Annotated in this window: 17 protein-coding genes; 9 read left to right on the top strand and 8 right to left on the bottom strand. The window is 58.6% G+C overall.

The window, feature by feature from the left end; genetic code table 11:
- Nucleotides 1-250 precede the first annotated feature (250 nt).
- Both zapE and JFU48_RS22860 read left to right on the top strand, forming a co-directional pair.
- The gene (gene zapE, locus JFU48_RS22865; protein ID WP_201137754.1) at nucleotides 251-1,369 is read left to right on the top strand and encodes a cell division protein ZapE; all 1,119 of its coding nucleotides are present in this window, start codon (nucleotides 251-253) and stop codon (nucleotides 1,367-1,369) included.
- A 174-nt stretch (nucleotides 1,370-1,543) separates the two neighbouring features.
- Entirely contained in the window at nucleotides 1,544-2,041 is a 498-nt protein-coding gene (locus tag JFU48_RS22860) for a GNAT family N-acetyltransferase (RefSeq protein ID WP_003224610.1), read from the top strand.
- Between the two features lie 83 nt (nucleotides 2,042-2,124).
- Here JFU48_RS22860 and JFU48_RS22855 read toward each other — a convergent pair whose 3' ends face one another.
- Entirely contained in the window at nucleotides 2,125-2,334 is a 210-nt protein-coding gene (locus tag JFU48_RS22855; RefSeq protein WP_201137753.1) for a hypothetical protein, read from the bottom strand.
- A gap of 231 nt (nucleotides 2,335-2,565) precedes the next feature.
- Here JFU48_RS22855 and gorA point away from each other — a divergent pair, with 231 nt between their 5' ends.
- Nucleotides 2,566-3,924, top strand: coding sequence for a glutathione-disulfide reductase (gene gorA / locus JFU48_RS22850; protein ID WP_201137752.1), 1,359 nt, complete (start codon nucleotides 2,566-2,568; stop codon nucleotides 3,922-3,924).
- Here the strand turns inward: gorA and JFU48_RS22845 are convergent.
- On the bottom strand, nucleotides 3,921-4,937 hold the full coding sequence (locus JFU48_RS22845; RefSeq protein ID WP_201137751.1) for a DNA-binding protein: 1,017 nt from the start codon (nucleotides 4,935-4,937) through the stop codon (nucleotides 3,921-3,923). The genes gorA and JFU48_RS22845 overlap by 4 nt on opposite strands.
- Nucleotides 4,938-5,114: 177 nt before the next feature.
- Between JFU48_RS22845 and JFU48_RS22840 the strand changes: the two genes are divergently transcribed.
- From JFU48_RS22840 to ahpF, 3 genes are all read left to right on the top strand, one after another.
- The gene (locus JFU48_RS22840; RefSeq protein ID WP_003224619.1) at nucleotides 5,115-6,053 is read left to right on the top strand and encodes a site-specific integrase; all 939 of its coding nucleotides are present in this window, start codon (nucleotides 5,115-5,117) and stop codon (nucleotides 6,051-6,053) included.
- A 136-nt stretch (nucleotides 6,054-6,189) separates the two neighbouring features.
- Nucleotides 6,190-6,753: an alkyl hydroperoxide reductase subunit C gene (gene ahpC / locus JFU48_RS22835; protein ID WP_003224621.1), complete on the top strand. Its 564-nt coding sequence runs from the start codon at nucleotides 6,190-6,192 to the stop codon at nucleotides 6,751-6,753.
- A 132-nt stretch (nucleotides 6,754-6,885) separates the two neighbouring features.
- On the top strand, nucleotides 6,886-8,448 hold the full coding sequence (gene ahpF / locus JFU48_RS22830) for an alkyl hydroperoxide reductase subunit F (RefSeq protein ID WP_201137750.1): 1,563 nt from the start codon (nucleotides 6,886-6,888) through the stop codon (nucleotides 8,446-8,448).
- 97 nt (nucleotides 8,449-8,545) lie between these two features.
- Here the strand turns inward: ahpF and gloA are convergent, their stop codons facing one another.
- Nucleotides 8,546-9,067 carry a lactoylglutathione lyase gene (gene gloA / locus JFU48_RS22825; protein WP_003224626.1) on the bottom strand — a complete coding sequence of 174 codons (522 nt, stop codon included), beginning with the start codon at nucleotides 9,065-9,067 and terminating at the stop codon, nucleotides 8,546-8,548.
- Nucleotides 9,068-9,206: 139 nt separating this feature from the next.
- On the opposite strand from gloA, the gene JFU48_RS22820 reads away from it, so the two are divergent.
- Nucleotides 9,207-9,725 (top strand): DUF4946 domain-containing protein, encoded by a 519-nt coding sequence (locus JFU48_RS22820; protein ID WP_201138520.1) that lies wholly within the window; start codon nucleotides 9,207-9,209, stop codon nucleotides 9,723-9,725.
- A 218-nt stretch (nucleotides 9,726-9,943) separates the two neighbouring features.
- On the opposite strand, the gene JFU48_RS22815 is transcribed toward JFU48_RS22820, so the two are convergent.
- The 3 genes from JFU48_RS22815 to JFU48_RS22805 all read right to left on the bottom strand — a co-directional run bounded on the left by JFU48_RS22815 (nucleotide 9,944) and on the right by JFU48_RS22805 (nucleotide 13,069).
- Nucleotides 9,944-10,309, bottom strand: coding sequence for a histone-like nucleoid-structuring protein, MvaT/MvaU family (locus JFU48_RS22815; protein WP_003224630.1), 366 nt, complete (start codon nucleotides 10,307-10,309; stop codon nucleotides 9,944-9,946).
- A gap of 234 nt (nucleotides 10,310-10,543) precedes the next feature.
- Nucleotides 10,544-12,079 (bottom strand): EAL domain-containing protein, encoded by a 1,536-nt coding sequence (locus JFU48_RS22810; RefSeq protein ID WP_201137749.1) that lies wholly within the window; start codon nucleotides 12,077-12,079, stop codon nucleotides 10,544-10,546.
- A 117-nt stretch (nucleotides 12,080-12,196) separates the two neighbouring features.
- Nucleotides 12,197-13,069 carry a LysR family transcriptional regulator gene (locus tag JFU48_RS22805; RefSeq protein WP_201137748.1) on the bottom strand — a complete coding sequence of 291 codons (873 nt, stop codon included), beginning with the start codon at nucleotides 13,067-13,069 and terminating at the stop codon, nucleotides 12,197-12,199.
- 78 nt (nucleotides 13,070-13,147) lie between these two features.
- On the opposite strand from JFU48_RS22805, the gene JFU48_RS22800 reads away from it, so the two are divergent.
- Together JFU48_RS22800 and hppD are read left to right on the top strand one after the other, a co-directional pair.
- A complete protein-coding gene (locus JFU48_RS22800) occupies nucleotides 13,148-14,095 on the top strand; it encodes a DMT family transporter (protein WP_201137747.1) in 948 nt (315 codons plus the stop codon).
- 245 nt (nucleotides 14,096-14,340) lie between these two features.
- Nucleotides 14,341-15,417, top strand: a complete 1,077-nt coding sequence (hppD, locus tag JFU48_RS22795; protein WP_003224634.1) for a 4-hydroxyphenylpyruvate dioxygenase — start codon at nucleotides 14,341-14,343, stop codon at nucleotides 15,415-15,417.
- A gap of 177 nt (nucleotides 15,418-15,594) precedes the next feature.
- On the opposite strand, the gene rarD is transcribed toward hppD, so the two are convergent.
- Together rarD and JFU48_RS22785 are read right to left on the bottom strand one after the other, a co-directional pair.
- Nucleotides 15,595-16,476 carry an EamA family transporter RarD gene (gene rarD / locus JFU48_RS22790; protein ID WP_201137746.1) on the bottom strand — a complete coding sequence of 294 codons (882 nt, stop codon included), beginning with the start codon at nucleotides 16,474-16,476 and terminating at the stop codon, nucleotides 15,595-15,597.
- A 273-nt stretch (nucleotides 16,477-16,749) separates the two neighbouring features.
- Nucleotides 16,750-17,763 (bottom strand): aldo/keto reductase, encoded by a 1,014-nt coding sequence (locus JFU48_RS22785; RefSeq protein WP_201137745.1) that lies wholly within the window; start codon nucleotides 17,761-17,763, stop codon nucleotides 16,750-16,752.
- Nucleotides 17,764-17,825 lie beyond the last annotated feature (62 nt).

The following is a 17,825-nucleotide window of genomic DNA, read 5'->3' as shown; positions in this document are numbered from 1 at the left end:
CCCGACGCCTTCGCGAGCAAGCCCGCTCCCACATGGGGTTGTATTCCAGGCAGTTGCTGCACGCTGTTTTGAGGTCGCGAGATATACAGTCGATCTTTGCCCCCCTACAAAACCCATGTGGGAGTGGGCTTGCTCACGAAAGCGGTGTGTCATTCAACGATGATGTTGGCTGCCCCGGCGCCTTCGCGAGCAAGCCCGCTTCCACAAAAGGGCACCTGTTTTTCAGGGACATCGTGGCATACTGCCGCGCATGACTTTCGACTCTCCCTTAAGCGCCTGGCAACACGCGATCGAGCACAAGGGTTTCATCCAGGATGAAGCCCAGGAGCACGCGGTCTGGGCCCTGCAAAAATGCCATGAAGCCTTGCACGCCGGCGCCCGTTCGGTCACGGGCGTGTACTTGTGGGGCCCGGTCGGGCGCGGCAAGACGTGGTTGATGGATCAGTTTTATCAGAGCCTGCGGGTGCCGGCCCGACGTCAGCACTTTCATCATTTCATGGGCTGGGTGCATCAGCGCTCGTTCCAGCTCACTGGCATCGCCGATCCGTTGCGGGCGTTGGCCAAAGAGTTGGCGGCGGAAGTACGGGTGTTGTGCTTCGACGAACTGTTCGTCAATGACATCGGCGACGCGATCATTCTCGGGCGGCTGTTTCAGGTGATGTTCGACGAAGGTGTGGTGGTGGTCTGTACCTCCAACCTGCCGCCGGACGAGCTCTACGCCGATGGCTTCAACCGTGATCGGTTTGTCCCGGCGATTGCCGCGATCAAGGCGCACATGCAAGTGGTGGCGGTGAACGGTGCCGAGGATCATCGCCTGCATCCGGGCGCGGGTCAGCAGCGCTATTTTGTCACTGCGCCGGGACAGGACAGTGCTCTGGAGCAGGTCTTCCAGTCACTCAATACCGGGCAGCCCGCCAGCGCCGAGCCGGTGCCCGTCGGCCATCGAGTGCTGAACGTGGTGCAGGCCAGTGCGACGGTGCTCTGGTGCCGCTATGCCGATCTCTGCGAGCAACCGTTTGCCGCGATGGACTTCATCGCGCTGTGCGACAGCTATCGATCTATTCTGTTGAGCGACGTGCCGAACCTCAGCGCGCAAAAACGTGAAGGGCGAATCGCCCGTGGTACCGAAGACGGCTCGGCGCAGGTGGTGGCCGGTGACCGCGAACTGCCACAGCTGTCGGTGCACGACGACGGTGTACGCCGCTTCATTGCCTTGGTCGACGAGTGCTACGACCGTAAGGTCCCGCTGTACATCGAGGCTCAGGTGCCGATGGAAGCGCTGTACACTGAGGGTTACCTGGAATTCCCGTTCCGGCGCACCCTCAGCCGTTTGCAGGAGATGCAACTGCAGCGTTTTGCCGAAGCCTGAGTGAGGAGGGCGCGCTCAGGACCTCGCTTGACCAGGCCGAACCAAGGCACTGATATGCGAGCAGTGACGCCCTTTTTGTTCGTCCCGGGTTGTCGTCCACAACAGGCTCGCGTTAAGGTCGAGCAGCCTTTCAGGTGCGCACCTTGCACGCCGGGGCCACGACCGGGGATGGAAATGGATTCCACAGAAATTCTTGTGCTACAAGCCAGCTACACCAATCCAGTGCACGCCGAAGCCATCGGCATCGTGCTTAATCATTACGCAGAAGATCCCATGGGCGGCGGCCATTCGATTGCCCCCGAGCTGCTGCGTCGCTTGCCTGAAGAGTTGGCGCGCAGGCCGCACGCGTTCAGCGTACTGGCGTTCGTCGGCGGTGAGCCGGCAGGGCTGGTGAATTGTTTTGAAGGTTTCTCGACGTTCGCCTGCAAACCGCTGGTCAATGTTCACGACGTGGCAGTGGTGAACAAATTTCGCGGCCTCGGGCTGAGTCAGAAGATGCTGCGCAAGGTCGAGGAAATTTCCCGTCAGCGCGGCTGCTGCAAGATCACGCTGGAGGTGCTGGAAGGCAATGCGGTGGCGCAGAATGCCTACAGCAAGTTCGGTTTCGCCCCGGGGATGTTCGACCCGGATCATGGCCGCATGCTGTTCTGGATCAAGAATCTGCCGACATAAAAAAAGGCGCCCGGTCAGGGCGCCCAACTGTCATCTCCGAGGCCAGAGCGGAGCCATCGGAGGTCCATCGGTTGCTCAATGAATCAGTTGCGATAAGACTCGGTGACTTGCGCGGTCTGGTCGTTCGGAACCTTCAGTTCCGCAGCTTTGCTATCGCTCTGCTGTTCGTTTTGCGCGTGGTGGACCGGGAAGTTGTCGTAGTAATGTCGCATGCGTTCGGCGCCGCCTTCGGCAAAGGCGCTGGCGGAGCCGAGGGCGAGTAGCCCGGTGAGAATAGCGGTGATGGTTTTCATGGTGCCTCCTACTGAAAAACGTGGGAGCCGTTCGTCCATGAAGCAGATCTCGAAGCACAGTGTCCCGGGTGGAAATTAACTCGGGGTTAAGCGACGCTCTTCGCGCCGATGGCGTGGGCATTCAACCGCAGGAAATGTTCCCCGATAGCACCGACCTCGGTGAAAAGCTGCGCGCAACGTTTGCCCAATGAACGGCGGCGGGTATGCTGATGGCCTGCCGAGGAGATAGAAATGGCCTACGATTTTGACCTTTATGTAATTGGTGCCGGTTCCGGCGGTGTGCGCGCTGCGCGGTTTGCCGCCGGTTTTGGCGCGAAAGTGGCGGTAGCCGAGAGCCGTTACCTGGGAGGCACCTGCGTCAACGTTGGCTGCGTGCCGAAAAAACTGCTGGTGTACGGCGCGCATTTCGCCGAAGACTTTGAGCAGTCGTCCGGTTTCGGCTGGAGTCTGGGTGAAGCGAATTTCGACTGGGCGACGCTGATCGCCAACAAGGACCGCGAGATCAATCGCCTCAACGGGATTTATCGCAACCTGCTGGTCAACAGCGGCGTGACCCTGCACGAAGCCCACGCGAAGATCGTCGGCCCGCACGAGGTCGAGGTCAACGGTGAGCGTTTCACCGCGAAAAACATTCTGATTGCTACCGGTGGCTGGCCGCAGATTCCGGAAATTCCGGGGCACGAACACGCGATCAGTTCTAATCAGGCGTTTTTCCTTAAAGAGCTGCCGAAGCGGGTGCTGGTGGTCGGTGGTGGTTACATCGCTGTCGAGTTCGCCGGGATTTTCCACGGTCTGGGTGCGAACACCACACTGCTGTATCGCGGTGATCTGTTCCTGCGTGGCTTCGATGGCTCCGTGCGTAAGCATCTGCAGGAAGAACTGACCAAGCGCGGCATGGATCTGCAATTCAACGCCGACATCGCGCGTATCGACAAACAGCCAGACGGCAGCCTGAAGGCGACTCTAAAGGATGGTCGCGTACTGGAAGCCGACTGCGTGTTCTACGCCACCGGGCGGCGTCCAATGCTGGACAACCTGGGCCTGGAAAACACCGATGTGCAGCTCACCGACAAGGGCTTCATCAAGGTCGACGAGCAGTACCAGACCAGCGATCCGTCGATTCTGGCGCTGGGTGACGTGATTGGTCGCGTGCAACTGACGCCAGTGGCACTGGCCGAAGGCATGGCGGTGGCGCGGCGCTTGTTCAAACCTGAGCAGTACCGTCCGGTGGATTACAAGATGATCCCGACTGCCGTGTTCAGTCTGCCGAACATCGGCACTGTCGGTCTGACTGAAGAGGAGGCGCGGGAGGCGGGCCATGAGGTGGTGATTTTCGAGAGTCGCTTCCGCCCGATGAAGTTGACCCTGACCGAGTGTCAGGAGAAAACCCTGATGAAACTGGTGGTCGACGGCAAGACCGACAAGGTGCTCGGTTGCCACATGGTCGGTCCAGACGCGGGAGAGATCGTCCAAGGCTTGGCGATCGCGCTGAAGGCTGGCGCGACCAAACGTGACTTCGACGACACGATCGGGGTTCACCCGACGGCCGCCGAAGAGTTCGTCACCATGCGAACGCCGGTCGGCGCTTAAGTTTCCTTCGCTTTGGCTGTGTCTGGCGCTGCCGCAACGGTAGCGGCCAGACGCAAGCTATCCTCGAGGCTGGTCTGAGTTTTGGTCAGTTCCTTTTCCAGTGACTGATTGAGCAACAGCTGTTCGTCAATGTTCTGTTTCAGCGTCTGACTTTCCAGCAGGGCCACGCGCAAGCGTTCCTGGAGGAGGGTACGTTCGTTGTCGACGCGAGTCGCTTGCTCCAGCAACTGATCCTGGCGCTGATTGCTGTGCTTGAGCTGATCCTGTACCAGGCTCAGCTCGCGCTGGGTGCCACGGTTTTCGGTGAGCAGGCGCTCGTTGTCACGGTGCAACTGGGTGATCTCGTCCTGACGTACCAGCGCACTTTGTTGCGCCTGGCGCAATTCCATCTGCAATTGCTGGAGCTGCCCCTCGTGACGGGCCTGTTCCTGCTCGCGCTGCTCTTTGCTGGCGTTGCGGTAATGCTCAAGGGCATCGCGGGCGTGCAGGTGTTTCTCTTCCAGTGAGCGGATCTGCTCGTCCTTGTCCTGCAGGCGCAACTCGAAATCGGCCAGTGCCTGATTGAGTCCGGCGTTGCGGGTTTGTTCGGTCTGCAACATCGAGCGGGTTTCTTTCAGTGCCTCGGATTCCCGTGCCATTGCTGCGCCTTGAATGTCGTGCTGTTGTTCCAGTTGCTCGAGTGCCTGGCGCACCTGCTTGAGTTCCGCTTCCAGGGTTTCGCGCTGCTCCTCGAACTGCTCGCGCGCTTGTTCGATCGGCTCTTGCGCCTGTTCTTTCAGGCGCTGGGCGAGACGCGAGACCAGTGCGGTCAGCTCGTCATTGATCGGTTCGGCAGACGCTTCGACCGGTTGGCTGCCGTCATCCAGCTCTTTCAGATAGCGATGGATCGTGGTTTTCGAACCGGTGTTGCCCAGTTCGATGCGTACTGCATCGATGCTGGGGTGTTCGCCCCGGGCCAGAATCGCTGCACGCGCGATCTGCACCACTGCTTTGTTTACGCCACCACGGGCCATGTGAACTCCTACCGTTTCGTACTGTGGTACATGCCACCAAAGTACGCAGTGTACCACGCTGAAAATAAAGTTAAATGCTTGATTAATCACAGGCGGGATATACTGGTATTACCCAATGTCAGATGCCTGAATTGGTTTTTTCATCCCGAAATCAGTACGCCAGCGAGAACACTGCCCATGAGCGAGATCGATCGCTATCTGCAAGCCGCCACCCGTGACAACACCCGCCGCAGCTATCGTTCGGCGATCGAGCATTTTGAAGTGAAGTGGGGCGGGTTCCTGCCGGCGACGGCCGACAGCGTGGCGCGTTATCTGGTCGAGCATGCCGGCGTGCTGTCGATCAATACTCTGAAGCTGCGCTTGTCGGCGCTGGCGCAGTGGCACAACAGTCAGGGTTTTGCCGATCCGACCAAGGCGCCGGTGGTGCGCAAGGTCTTCAAAGGCATTCGGGCGCTGCATCCGGCGCAGGAAAAACAGGCCGAACCGCTGCAACTGCACGATCTGCAGCAGGTGGTCGACTGGCTGGAGCAGGAAGCCAGCAATGCCAGACAAAATCAGGATCGCCCGCAGTTGCTCAAGGCCTATCGCGATCGGGCACTGATCCTTTTGGGGTTCTGGCGTGGCTTTCGCAGTGATGAGCTGTGTCGTCTGCAGATCGAGCATGTGCAGGCGCACGCCGGCAGCGGCATCACTCTGTATCTGCCGCGCAGCAAGGGCGACCGCGACAACCTCGGGCAGACGTATCAGGCGCCGGCGCTGCTCAAGCTGTGCCCGGTGCAGGCCTATATCGACTGGATCACCGAGGCGGCGCTGGTACGCGGTCCGGTGTTTCGCGGCGTCGACCGCTGGGGACATCTGAGCGATGAGGGCTTGCACGCCAACAGCATCATTCCACTGCTGCGTCAGGCGCTGGAACGCGCCGGCATTCCGGCCGAGCGCTACACCAGCCATTCCCTGCGCCGCGGCTTCGCCACCTGGGCGCATCAAAGCGGCTGGGATCTGAAATCGTTGATGAGTTACGTTGGCTGGAAGGATATGAAGTCAGCCATGCGCTATGTTGAAGCCAGCCCCTTTCACGGGATGGCTCGGATTACGGATAAGCCGGCTTCGTCGTAGATATCGTTTTCTTCTATTAATACAGTCAGCTAATAGCGAAAACAAATCAGCAGCATCAGGTTTGCCAATGAGCCATCCGTCGAGTGAGTGGGTAGGATTCACCCATCGAATTCACAACCCTGACGGAGAGTCATCAATGCCTATCATCAACAGCCAAGTAAAACCGTTCAAAGCTACCGCGTTCAAAAACGGCGACTTCGTACAAGTCTCGGACGCTGACCTGAAAGGCAAATGGTCCGTAGTGTTCTTCTATCCAGCCGACTTCACCTTTGTTTGCCCAACCGAGCTGGAAGACCTGGCCGACAACTACGCTGCGTTCCAGAAACTGGGCGTGGAAATCTACAGCGTTTCGACCGACACCCACTTTGCTCACGCTGCCTGGCACAACACTTCGCCAGCGATCGGCAAAATCGAATACACCATGATCGGCGACCCGACCCACGTCATCTCCCGCAACTTCGACGTGCTGATCGAAGAAGCTGGCCTGGCTGACCGTGGCACCTTCGTGATCAACCCTGAAGGCCAGATCAAAATCGTTGAACTGAACGATGGCGGCGTTGGCCGTGACGCTTCCGAGCTGCTGCGCAAGATCAAGGCTGCTCAGTACGTTGCTGCTCACCCAGGCGAAGTTTGCCCAGCCAAATGGAAAGAAGGCGAGGCCACTCTGGCTCCGTCCCTGGACCTGGTCGGCAAGATCTAAGTCTGTGACGCACGCAACACAGGGCGGGACTCCGCACCTACTTCAGTAAGCTGCACCGCCCATTAAAAAAGCCCGGGCGAGATTCGCTCGGGTTTTTTTTCGCCTCGAATAAACACACAGGAGATCGCCCGTATGTTGGACGCCAATCTTAAAGCCCAGTTGAAATCGTACCTGGAACGGGTCACCCAGCCGATCGAGATCGTTGCTTCCCTCGACGACGGTGCGAAATCCCGGGAAATGCTTGACCTGCTGAAAGACGTTGCCAGTCTTTCGAGCCAGATTACCCTGATCGACAGCGGCACCGATGCCCGCAAGCCGTCGTTCTCGATCAATCGTCCGGGTGCCGACATCAGCTTGCGTTTCGCCGGCATCCCGATGGGCCACGAATTCACCTCGTTGGTGCTGGCCCTGCTGCAAGTCGGCGGCCACCCATCGAAAGCCAGCGCCGAAGTGATCGAGCAGATCCGCTCGCTCAAGGGCGAGTTCAGCTTCGAAACCTACTTCTCGCTGTCGTGCCAGAACTGCCCGGACGTGGTTCAGGCGCTGAACCTGATGGCCGTGCTGAACCCGAACATCCGTCACGTCGCCATCGACGGCGCGCTGTTCCAGGACGAAGTCAACGATCGCAAGATCATGGCTGTGCCGAGCATCTACCTCAACGGTGAGAGCTTTGGCCAGGGCCGCATGGGTCTGGAAGAAATCCTCGCCAAGCTCGACACCGGTGCCATTGAGCGTCAGGCCGAGAAAATCAGCGCCAAAGAGGCCTTTGATGTGCTGGTGGTCGGCGGTGGCCCGGCCGGTGCTTCGGCCGCTATCTATGCCGCCCGTAAAGGCATTCGCACCGGTGTCGCGGCCGAGCGCTTCGGCGGTCAGGTGCTGGACACCATGGCCATCGAGAACTTCATTTCCGTGCAGGAAACCGAAGGCCCGAAACTGGCCACGGCGCTGGAAGAACACGTCAAGCAGTACGACGTCGACATCATGAACCTGCAACGCGCCGACAAGTTGATCCCGGGCAAGAACGGCGGGCTGCACGAAGTCCACTTCGCCAGTGGTGCGACCCTGAAAGCCAAGAGCGTGATTCTGGCGACCGGCGCACGCTGGCGTGAAATGAACGTGCCGGGCGAGCAGGAATACCGCAACAAAGGCGTGGCGTATTGCCCGCACTGCGACGGTCCGCTGTTTAAAGGCAAGCGTGTGGCGGTGATCGGCGGCGGTAACTCCGGCGTGGAAGCGGCCATCGATCTGGCCGGTATCGTCTCCCACGTGACCCTGCTGGAGTTCGACGTACAACTGCGTGCCGACGCGGTACTGCAACGCAAACTGCAAAGCCTGCCGAACGTCACCGTGATCACCAGTGCGCAAACCACTGAAGTCACCGGCAATGGCGAGAAGGTCAACGGCCTGCGCTACAAGGATCGCAAGACTGACGAACTGCGCAGCGTCGAGCTGGAGGGGATCTTCGTACAGATCGGTCTGCTGCCGAACACCGACTGGCTCAAAGGCACCATCGAGCTGTCGCCGCGTGGTGAAATCATCGTCGACAACCGTGGCGAAACGTCGATCCCGGGGATCTTCGCGGCGGGCGACGTGACCACTGTGCCGTACAAGCAGATCGTGATCGCTGTGGGCGAGGGCGCCAAGGCATCTCTCAGCGCGTTCGATCACTTGATCCGCACTTCGGCTCCGGCGTAAACGTCAGTCGCTGAAACGAAAAAACCCATGAGCGATCATGGGTTTTTTTATGCCTGACACAAATCCAATTGTAGGAGCGGGCTTTTTATGCAGTCAGTTACAGCGGCGCAGGCTGGATGATTTCAACCCAGTAGCCATCCGGGTCCTTGATGAACGCCAGGCTTTTCATGCGGCCATCGGTCAAACGCTTCTGGAAATCACAGCCCAGTTCTTCAAAACGTGCACACGCCGCAACGATATCCGGAACCGAGATGCAGATGTGGCCGAAACCGCGCGGGTCAGTGTTGCCGTTGTGATAGGCGAAGTCGGCATCGTTTTCAGTGCCGTGGTTGTGGGTCAGTTCGAGGATGCCGGGAATCGACTTCATCCACTCGGTGCGGGCAGCAGCGTCGGCCGGGATCTGCGCCTTGTCGACCAGTGCGAGGAAGTACAGGCTGAACTCAGCTTCCGGGAAATCACGTTTTTCCACCAGCGAGAAACCCAGTACGCGGGTGTAGAAGTCCAGCGACTGGGTGATGTCCTTCACGCGCAGCATGGTGTGGTTGAAGACGAAGTTGCGGGTTGCGCTGTCTGGAGTGGCGGTGACGCCGGGGAAAGTGTTCAGTTCGTGCAGGCTCATAGGCCCTCCGTAACAATGGGGCGAGTGAATGGGCGCAATGATACGCATGCGGGGCGGCATCGCCAAACCGAATGCGCGGCTTGCTCTGTGGACGGCCGGGCCTCAGACTTTGCAGCTCAATCTGCGAGTGCCTCTGGTAATGATCCGACCGTTCAAAGCGCTGTTCGTTTGCCTTTTCTCGTCTTTGCTTGCCGCTCCTGCGCTGGCGGACCAGCCGAGCATCACTTGGCCTGCTGGCTGGGAAGTAGAGGCGCTGCCCGATCAAGCCCCTCAGGTTTCGCGCCAGCGCGCGGTGAAAACCGACACCGACGGCAATCAGGTCATGGTGATGGAGTTGACCATGACTCAGGTGGAGGCAGGTCACCAGGTCAATGTGGCGGGCGTTCTGCTGGAAATGCGCAAATCGATACAGAAGGATTTCTTCCAGGGCGGCTATCAGAGTGTTTGCAACAAGGTACACCCGGCGAAGCTCGGCTCTTTGGACGCGCAGGAAACCACCTGCACGATCACTGAAAACGGTCGACATGTGTTGTCGCAAACTTTGGTTGCTGCGGCCGCAGCGGATAAGGCTTATGTACTTTCTTACGCTGGGCAGGCCGAGGTTTATAAGGCAAGCGCCGAGGAAATAGTCGCAGTGAGAAGCAGCTTGAAACTTTAAGCGTCTGTTTGCACCCCGTCCGGTTTAGATACCCGAAGGAATTAAGCACAAAGTTTAGCGGCGATTACGGTTGCAACATTCCGGCGCAAAATGTTTAGCCTCGCGGCTTGTGTGTGTTAAGGCGGATTGATAACTAGCGCGGGGGAAATCGTTGCTTTTGTTAGATATTGTCGAAAAAAAAGCCCCGCATAAAGCAGGGCTTGTTTGTTGACGCAAGATTAGCCGCGCAACCAGGAATCAACGGTAGCTGCACCGTACTGTTCCTTCCAGGCTTTCAGGCCACGGTGGTTGCCGCCCTTGGTTTCGATCAGTTCACCGGTGTGCGGGTTTTGATAAACCTTGACCACGCGAGCACGGCGGGTTTTTGGTGCGGCGGACACTTGCAAGCCGGACTTGGACGGGTTCGGATCGAGGATGGCGATGATGTCTTTCAGGCCTTTGCCGTAGGTTTTCATCAGCCCCTGGAGCTTTTCTTCGAATTCGATTTCTTTCTTGAGCCCGGCATCGTTCTTCAGCGATTCCAGCTGCTTGAGCTGTTCCTGAAGGGCCTTTTCAGCTGCACGAAATTCAGCGAGTCTGGACAATATCTTTACTCCAATAGTGTGTTTGGCTGATACCAACCGCAAACAAAGCTATAAGCCAAGAGCCTTGAAGCGACTCGGTGATAATGGCTCACCTGCCAATCTTGCACAGGCTGAAAAAATTGTAGTAGTTAATGCGCCAAGAGTAAATCCTGATCTTGTCGTCATGTAACAACAGTGGTGTTTTGTATCAATTTGGTGCGTCCGACCGCAGCGCCGGGGTTAATTTGTTTTTAGTTAATGGTGACTTAATGCATCGATGAAGTCGGCGCCGGGCATGGGTTTTCCGAACAGATAGCCCTGCAGGAAGTTGACGTGGTGTGCAGTCAGATAGTCAGCCTGTGCCTGAGTTTCTACACCTTCGGCAACAATACCCAGATCGAGCTTGGCCGAGAGCTCGATAATCGTGTCCAGAATATGTCGCGATAATGCGTCGATCCCGATCATCGCGACGAAGCTTTGATCAATCTTGAGAAAGTCCACATTGAATTTGCGCAGGTAACCCAGGCTTGAATGCCCGGTGCCAAAGTCGTCGATGGCGATCATCACACCCAGCGTATGCAACTGCTCGAACAGTTGGTGCGTGATGTCGCTCGGCTCGATCAGCTCACGCTCGGTCAACTCCAGCACCAGGCTGATGCTGTCGGGCGCGAACGCAGCGAGAAACTCGCGACAGTCTTCGACCAGTTGCAGATCGTGACAGTGACTGGCGGTGATGTTGATACCGATGTGAAACGGTTTGTTGAAACCTGCAGACAACGGGCCGAGCAGGGCGGCAGTCTGCTGCATCAGGGCGCGGGTCATGGGCACGATCAGGCCCGAATGTTCGGCAAACGGGATAAACATGTCCGGGCGCACCAGACCTTCTTTCGGATGTTTCCAGCGCATCAGCACTTCAGCGCCGGACCACTTTTTACTGTCGCCATGCACCACTGGCTGGAAATAAGGGATGAACTCGCCTGCCTCCAGAGCGCGCAGCATTTCATGGCTGGGTGAGGTGGAGCGCCGCTGCAGGACGTGGCCGATAGCACCCGAGATGATCCCGAAAAAAATCAGCAGGCTGAACAGCGGCGGGTATTCGTCGGCCATATAACGCCAGGTTTCGCCCTGCGGGAAGCCTGCGGCGACGCTGAAGGCATAGCGCGAAGAAACCAACATACTTTGTGCCACCGGCAACGGCGGCAGGTTGCCTTGATGCACCTTGCCATCGGCGGACAGCCAGTTGTCGCCAACCTGCAGCAACAGCAGCGTCTGTCGGCCAATCAGGCGCAGGACGTTGCTCAGGTGATAGCCATCGAGCGTGGTCAGCGCGCCGCCGCGACCTTCGCTGAGCCGATACACCAGCAGCGCGGTGTTGGGCGTAACGGGATTGCCATTCATCAACCACAGCTTGCCTTGGGTGTAGTCGCCCGGGTTCACGGCTTCCTTGTACTCGCCGAACAGCGAGCTGCAATAGAGATTGTTGTCCCACACCAGATTGGTCGAGCGCACGAAAGGCCGACGGGTCACCTGTTCACGCAACGCCAGTTTGACGCTGTCGCAGGGCTGGCCGGCCAATGGCAGCAGATCGCTGGCGGCCTGGGCGGTGTTGTCGAGCATCAGTTCGACCTGACGCAACGCCTCATCGGCGGTGCTTTGCGTGCTCTGCTGCAAGGTGCGCTCGGCTTGCATATACAGAATCCCTGTGCCCAGAAGCACCGGCAGCAGGACGCAAAGCAGGGTCACAATCATGCGCACGCTACGTTTGCGGCGGGGTCTGACAGTCAACGGCATGGGCACATCCTGTTGCGATGGAAGGGGAAACTCTCGAATGCAGCCCTGGCAACGGCGCGCCTGTGAAACACCGCGGAGTCAAGAGGCATGATAGATGGCCGTTGGCGCTTGCGCTGCTCAAGGCGAGTTGAGCTGCGTGGCGAGTTCGATAAAGGCCAACGTCGCCGGCGAAGCCTGACGTTGATCGAGCACGGCGAGGCCGATCTGGCGTTGCACGGCGGGTACCAGCGGCTTCTTCACGTAACGCGGCGTCGCATCGTCCGGCAACGAGCATTCGGCCACGACGGTAATTGCGTCACCCCGGCCCACGACGTCCAGGGTGCTGAGCAATTGCGAGCAGCGATAGCGGATCTTCGGTTGCAGGCGCGCGGCAGTGAACAGGCGCGAAACCAGCTCCGATGAACCGGCTTCGGTCAGGACAAACGGATCGGCACACAGATCCTTGAGGCTCAGCGCGGTGCGTTTTGCCAATGGATGATCGGCTGGCAGCAGGGCAACCATCTGGTCTTCTGCCAAGGCAAAAGTGTCGAAACGCTCCTGAGGCAACACCACAAACCCGATGTCGATCCGCCGCTCTTCCAACCACTGAATAACCTGCCTGTCCGGCCCCTCATCAATGTGCACTTCAATGCCCGGATGCGCCTGGCGATAGCGCTGCAAAATCGTCGGCAGCAACTTGATCGATGACGTCGGGCCGAACGAACCGATGCGCAACGTGCCGCTTTTCATGCCCCGCGCATCGGCCGCCTCCTGACGCAGGGTGTTGGCCAGACCAAGCATGGCCCGTGCGCGCTGGAGCAATTGCTCGCCGATGTCGGTGAGTTCGACTTGCGACTGATGGCGGTGTAGCAGTTCGACGCCCAATTCCTCCTCCAGCGACTTCATCGCGTGCGACACCGCTGACTGCGAAATTCCCAAACGATGGGCGGCGAGGGTGAAACCGCGCAGTTCAGCGACTAGCGAGAAGATCTCCAGTTGAGTGAGGGTCATGAGTATTTGCTCATTTTACGATGAGGTTAAATGAGGTGAATGATACGCCATCTTTCCAGCTGCATTACCTGGAGCATCATGCGCAACCTCGAGCAAATCCACGCAACGACCTCCGAGCGGCCGGTTTATCTGACTCTGGCAGCGGTGACCATGATTTGGGGCGGGACCTTTGTCGCCGGGCGTTTTCTGGCGGGCAGTCTCAGCCCGCTGTTCGCCGCCAGCCTGCGCTTCCTGCTCGCCAGTGCGGCGTTGCTGGGGTTCCTGTGGCTGGCGCGCATCCCGCTGGCACGACCGACGTCCCGGCAATGGCTGCAACTGTTGTTGCTGGGGTTCTTCGGGATTTTCTTCTATAACCTGTGCTTCTTTTATGGCCTGCAATACATCAACGCTTCACGGGCCTCGTTGATTGTTGCGTTGAATCCGGCCGTGATCGGTCTGGCCTCGTGGTTGTTGTTCAAGGAGCGCATGGGGCGGATGAAAGTCGCCGGTATTGCGATCTGTATCGCTGGCGCTGGCCTGGTGATCGTCAGCCGTAATCCGCAATTGCTTGCCGCGACGCCTGACGCGTGGATCGGCGATCTGTTCATTCTTGGTTGTGTATTGGGTTGGGGCGTTTACTCGCTGTTTTCACGGGGGCTGAACCAGTCACTCGGCCCGGTGCAGACCGTGACGCTTTCCGTGATGATCGGCACAGTGATGCTCTGGACGCTGGCGGCGTTGCGCGGCGAGGTAAGCTGGGTCGCATTGATCAGCCTCGGTGCGCCGCAGTGGTTTAGCCTGATCTACCTGGGTGTGCTCGGCTCGGCGCTGGCCTACATCGGCTACTACGACGGTATCCGCAAAATCGGCGCGACCCGTTCCGGCGTGTTCATCGCCCTGAATCCGCTGACAGCCGTGGTTCTCGGCGCGCTGCTACTCAGCGAACAACTGACGTTGAGCCTGTATCTGGGAGGCGGCCTGGTGCTGGTGGGGATTTACCTGTGCAACAAACCCCTTGCACCGATGCGGAAAAGGCGGATTTTATAGAGAGGGCAGACAACCCTATTTACGCTGTGTAGAATCGGGTTACGCATACAATAATAATCGTCTTCTGGCAGCAGAAGCCTCGCCCGCAAGAGCCTTGGGTCGACAATGAAGATATTCGGGTTTCAACTGATCTACGGTGACTTCCTCGCCCGCAGTGTGCGAGGCATCTCCTGCGCACCACCCAGCGATCTCAGCATTACTGACAAATAACCCTGGTTAATTGATAAGAATGATGAGGCGTCACCATGGCAGATTTATACGAAAACCCAATGGGCCTGATGGGCTTTGAGTTCATCGAGTTCGCATCGCCGACTCCTGGCACCCTGGAGCCGATCTTCGAGATCATGGGCTTCACCAAGGTCGCAACCCACCGCTCCAAGAACGTGCACCTGTACCGTCAGGGCGCGATCAATCTGATCCTCAACAACGAACCCAATAGCGTCGCTTCGTACTTCGCGGCCGAACACGGCCCGTCGGTGTGTGGCATGGCGTTCCGCGTCAAGGATTCGCAAAAGGCCTACAGCCGCGCGCTGGAACTCGGCGCCCAGCCGATCCACATCGAAACCGGCCCGATGGAACTCAACCTGCCAGCGATCAAAGGCATCGGCGGTGCGCCGCTGTACCTGATTGACCGTTTCGGCGAAGGCAGCTCGATCTATGACATCGACTTCGTGTTCATCGAAGGCGTTGATCGCAACCCCGTCGGTGCCGGCCTGAAGATCATCGATCACCTGACCCACAACGTGTATCGCGGGCGCATGGCTTACTGGGCCAACTTCTACGAGAAGCTGTTCAACTTCCGCGAGATCCGCTACTTCGACATCAAGGGCGAATACACCGGCCTGACCTCGAAAGCGATGACCGCACCGGACGGCATGATCCGCATCCCGCTGAACGAAGAGTCGTCCAAGGGCGCCGGGCAGATCGAAGAGTTCCTGATGCAGTTCAACGGCGAGGGCATCCAGCACGTGGCGTTCCTCACCGACGATCTGGTCAAGACCTGGGATCAGTTGAAGAAGATCGGCATGCGCTTCATGACCGCGCCGCCGGACACCTACTACGAAATGCTCGAAGGCCGCCTGCCGAATCACGGCGAGCCGGTGGATCAACTGCAATCGCGGGGCATCCTGCTCGACGGTTCGTCGAACCCGGACGACAAGCGCCTGCTGCTGCAGATCTTCTCGGAAACCCTGATGGGCCCGGTATTCTTCGAATTCATCCAGCGCAAGGGCGATGATGGTTTCGGCGAGGGCAACTTCAAGGCCCTGTTCGAATCGATCGAGCGTGATCAGGTGCGTCGTGGTGTGCTGACCACCGAGTAATCCGCCACTAGAATGAAAAAATCCCGGCTTGCAGTCATGCACAGCCGGGATTTTTTTGCGTCAGCAAAACTGTGGGAGCGGGCTTGCTCGCGAATTCGGTCTTTCGTTCAAGGTCTTTGTTGACTGACCTGACGCTTTCGCGAGCAAGCCCGCTCCCACAGTAGTTTTGTGTTGCTTTTAAGGGCGGCGTTGCCGCATCAGGTGTTTGAAGCCTTCGAAGATCAGCACCAAAACGGCCAGCCAGATCGGAATGTAAGTCAGCCACTCGCCGGCCTTGATGCTTTCACCGAGCAACAGCGCCACACCGAGTAGCAGCACCGGTTCCACATAACTGAGCAAACCAAACAGGCTGAACGGCAACAAGCGGCTGGCAATGATGTAGACCACCAGCGCCGATGCACTGATCAGGCCGAGCAGGGGAATCAGCCAGAGCAAGCCAGGATACTGATCGAACACGCCAAAGCCTTGCTCGCCACCGCGCACAAACCAGTAGGCCACCGGCAGCATCAGCGTCATGTCGACCCACAGACCGCCAAGGTTGTCAGTCTTCAGGCGTTTGCGCAGCACGAAATACAGTGGATACCCGACCACGACGACCAGCGTCGCCCAAGAGAATCCGCCGACCTGATACAACTCGTTCGCCACACCCAGGATTGCAAAGAACACCGCGATTTTCTGCAGGTACGACAGGCTGTCGCCGTACACAATGCGCCCGGTCAGCACCATCGCCAGCGGTAACAGGAAATAACCCAGCGACACGTCGAGGCTGTAGCCATTGAGCGGCGCCCACAAGAACAGCCACAACTGCACGCCGAGCAAACCGGCCGAAACGATCAGGCCGCCGATCAGCTTCGGATAGCCCGCAACCCGCCGCAGCAGCTCCAGTACCCGCCGCCATTCACCGGACACCAGCATGAACACGGTCATGCACGGCACCGTCAGCAGCATCCGCCAGCCGAAAATCTCTACGCCGCTCAACGGGGTGAGCAGCGAGGTGTAGTAATACATGACGGCAAACAGCACCGAGGCTGAAACCGATAGAGCGATACCTTTAGACAAACTGTCCTCGCGGGTGGGTGATCAAACAGGGCGCGCAGGATACGTGGTTTTTGTGCTGAATATTGGCCGAGTGATCAATATTTCCCACATCTTGAAGATAAGCACAAAACCTGTGGGTGTGACTCAGCTCGCGAAGAAGGGGCAGACTCCAAATCTTTAGTGACGGGGCCAACGCTTTCGCGAGCAAGCCCGCTCCCACAGTGAATGGGTGTCGAATACCAGGTTTGCATCCGGCGATAATCCCTTGTGGGAGCGGGCTTGCTCGCGAAGCGTTTAGGCCTGATGCGGTTTACGACCCGACACAAAATGGCTCACATCGTTGAACCCCGGCGTTGACGCATGCCCCGGTGTCACCAGCGAGTCGATGAACGCTTCATCTTCCGCGGTGATCTTCACCGCTTGCGCCTGGGTGTACGCGTCCCACTGTTGTTCCGTGCGCGGGCCGACGATCGCCGAAGTCACGGCGCTGTTGTTCAGCACCCAGGCAATCGCGAACTCGACGATGCCCACGCCACGGCCCTGGGTATATTGCTGAATCTGCTGGGCAATGCGTAGCGATTCCACCCGCCATTCGGTTTCCAGAATGCGTTTGTCCTGGCGCCCGGCGCGGCTGTTGGCGTCCGGGGTCACGTCGGGTGCGTATTTGCCGCTGAGCACGCCGCGGGCCAGCGGGCTGTAAGGCACCACACCGAGACCGTAGGTTTGCGCAGCGGTGATCTGCTCGGTCTCGGCCTGGCGGTTGACGATGTTGTACAGCGGCTGGCTGATCACCGGGCGATCGACACCCAACTGGTCAGCGATACGAATCACCTCGGCAATGCGCCAGCCGCGATAGTTCGACAGGCCCCAGTAGCGAATCTTGCCCTGGCGAATCAGATCGCCAATCGCCGACACGGTGACTTCCAGCGGCGTATTGTGGTCTTCGCGGTGCAGGTAATAGATGTCGAGGTAGTCGGTGCCGAGGCGCGTCAGGCTGGCCTCCAGACCATTGAAAATGTGCTTGCGGCTCAAGCCGCTGCGGTTCGGCACGCCGTCCGCCGGGCCGAATCCGACCTTGGTCGCCAGCACCCATTCGTGACGGTGTCGGGCGATCGCCTCGCCGACGATTTCCTCCGAACGGCCGTTGGTGTAGACGTCGGCGGTGTCGATAAAATTGATGCCCTGATCCCAGGCCTTGTGGATGATGCGCAGCGAATCCTCTGCGCTGGTCTGCTCGCCAAACATCATCGTGCCGAGAGTGAGGGTGGACACCTGCAACCCCGAGTGCCCCAGTGTGCGGTAGCTCATGCCGAAATCCTTTTGTCGGTGGGAAAACTCCAATCAAATACCAGAAGCATCCCACGGGGCAA

The organism is Pseudomonas sp. TH49 (assembly GCF_016650625.1).
Lineage (GTDB): Bacteria > Pseudomonadota > Gammaproteobacteria > Pseudomonadales > Pseudomonadaceae > Aquipseudomonas > Aquipseudomonas fluorescens_H.
The sequence above is the reverse complement of the archived record's forward strand: the minus strand, read 5'-3'. Positions and strand labels throughout refer to the sequence as shown.

Coding starts and splice junctions, on each gene's coding strand:
- zapE (WP_201137754.1), top strand. CDS start 251: ATGACTTTCGACTCTCCCTTAAGCGCCTGGCAACACGCGATCGAGCAC.
- JFU48_RS22860 (WP_003224610.1), top strand. CDS start 1,544: ATGGATTCCACAGAAATTCTTGTGCTACAAGCCAGCTACACCAATCCA.
- JFU48_RS22855 (WP_201137753.1), bottom strand. CDS start 2,334: ATGAAAACCATCACCGCTATTCTCACCGGGCTACTCGCCCTCGGCTCC.
- gorA (WP_201137752.1), top strand. CDS start 2,566: ATGGCCTACGATTTTGACCTTTATGTAATTGGTGCCGGTTCCGGCGGT.
- JFU48_RS22845 (WP_201137751.1), bottom strand. CDS start 4,937: ATGGCCCGTGGTGGCGTAAACAAAGCAGTGGTGCAGATCGCGCGTGCA.
- JFU48_RS22840 (WP_003224619.1), top strand. CDS start 5,115: ATGAGCGAGATCGATCGCTATCTGCAAGCCGCCACCCGTGACAACACC.
- ahpC (WP_003224621.1), top strand. CDS start 6,190: ATGCCTATCATCAACAGCCAAGTAAAACCGTTCAAAGCTACCGCGTTC.
- ahpF (WP_201137750.1), top strand. CDS start 6,886: ATGTTGGACGCCAATCTTAAAGCCCAGTTGAAATCGTACCTGGAACGG.
- gloA (WP_003224626.1), bottom strand. CDS start 9,067: ATGAGCCTGCACGAACTGAACACTTTCCCCGGCGTCACCGCCACTCCA.
- JFU48_RS22820 (WP_201138520.1), top strand. CDS start 9,207: ATGATCCGACCGTTCAAAGCGCTGTTCGTTTGCCTTTTCTCGTCTTTG.
- JFU48_RS22810 (WP_201137749.1), bottom strand. CDS start 12,079: ATGCCGTTGACTGTCAGACCCCGCCGCAAACGTAGCGTGCGCATGATT.
- JFU48_RS22805 (WP_201137748.1), bottom strand. CDS start 13,069: ATGACCCTCACTCAACTGGAGATCTTCTCGCTAGTCGCTGAACTGCGC.
- JFU48_RS22800 (WP_201137747.1), top strand. CDS start 13,148: ATGCGCAACCTCGAGCAAATCCACGCAACGACCTCCGAGCGGCCGGTT.
- hppD (WP_003224634.1), top strand. CDS start 14,341: ATGGCAGATTTATACGAAAACCCAATGGGCCTGATGGGCTTTGAGTTC.
- JFU48_RS22785 (WP_201137745.1), bottom strand. CDS start 17,763: ATGAGCTACCGCACACTGGGGCACTCGGGGTTGCAGGTGTCCACCCTC.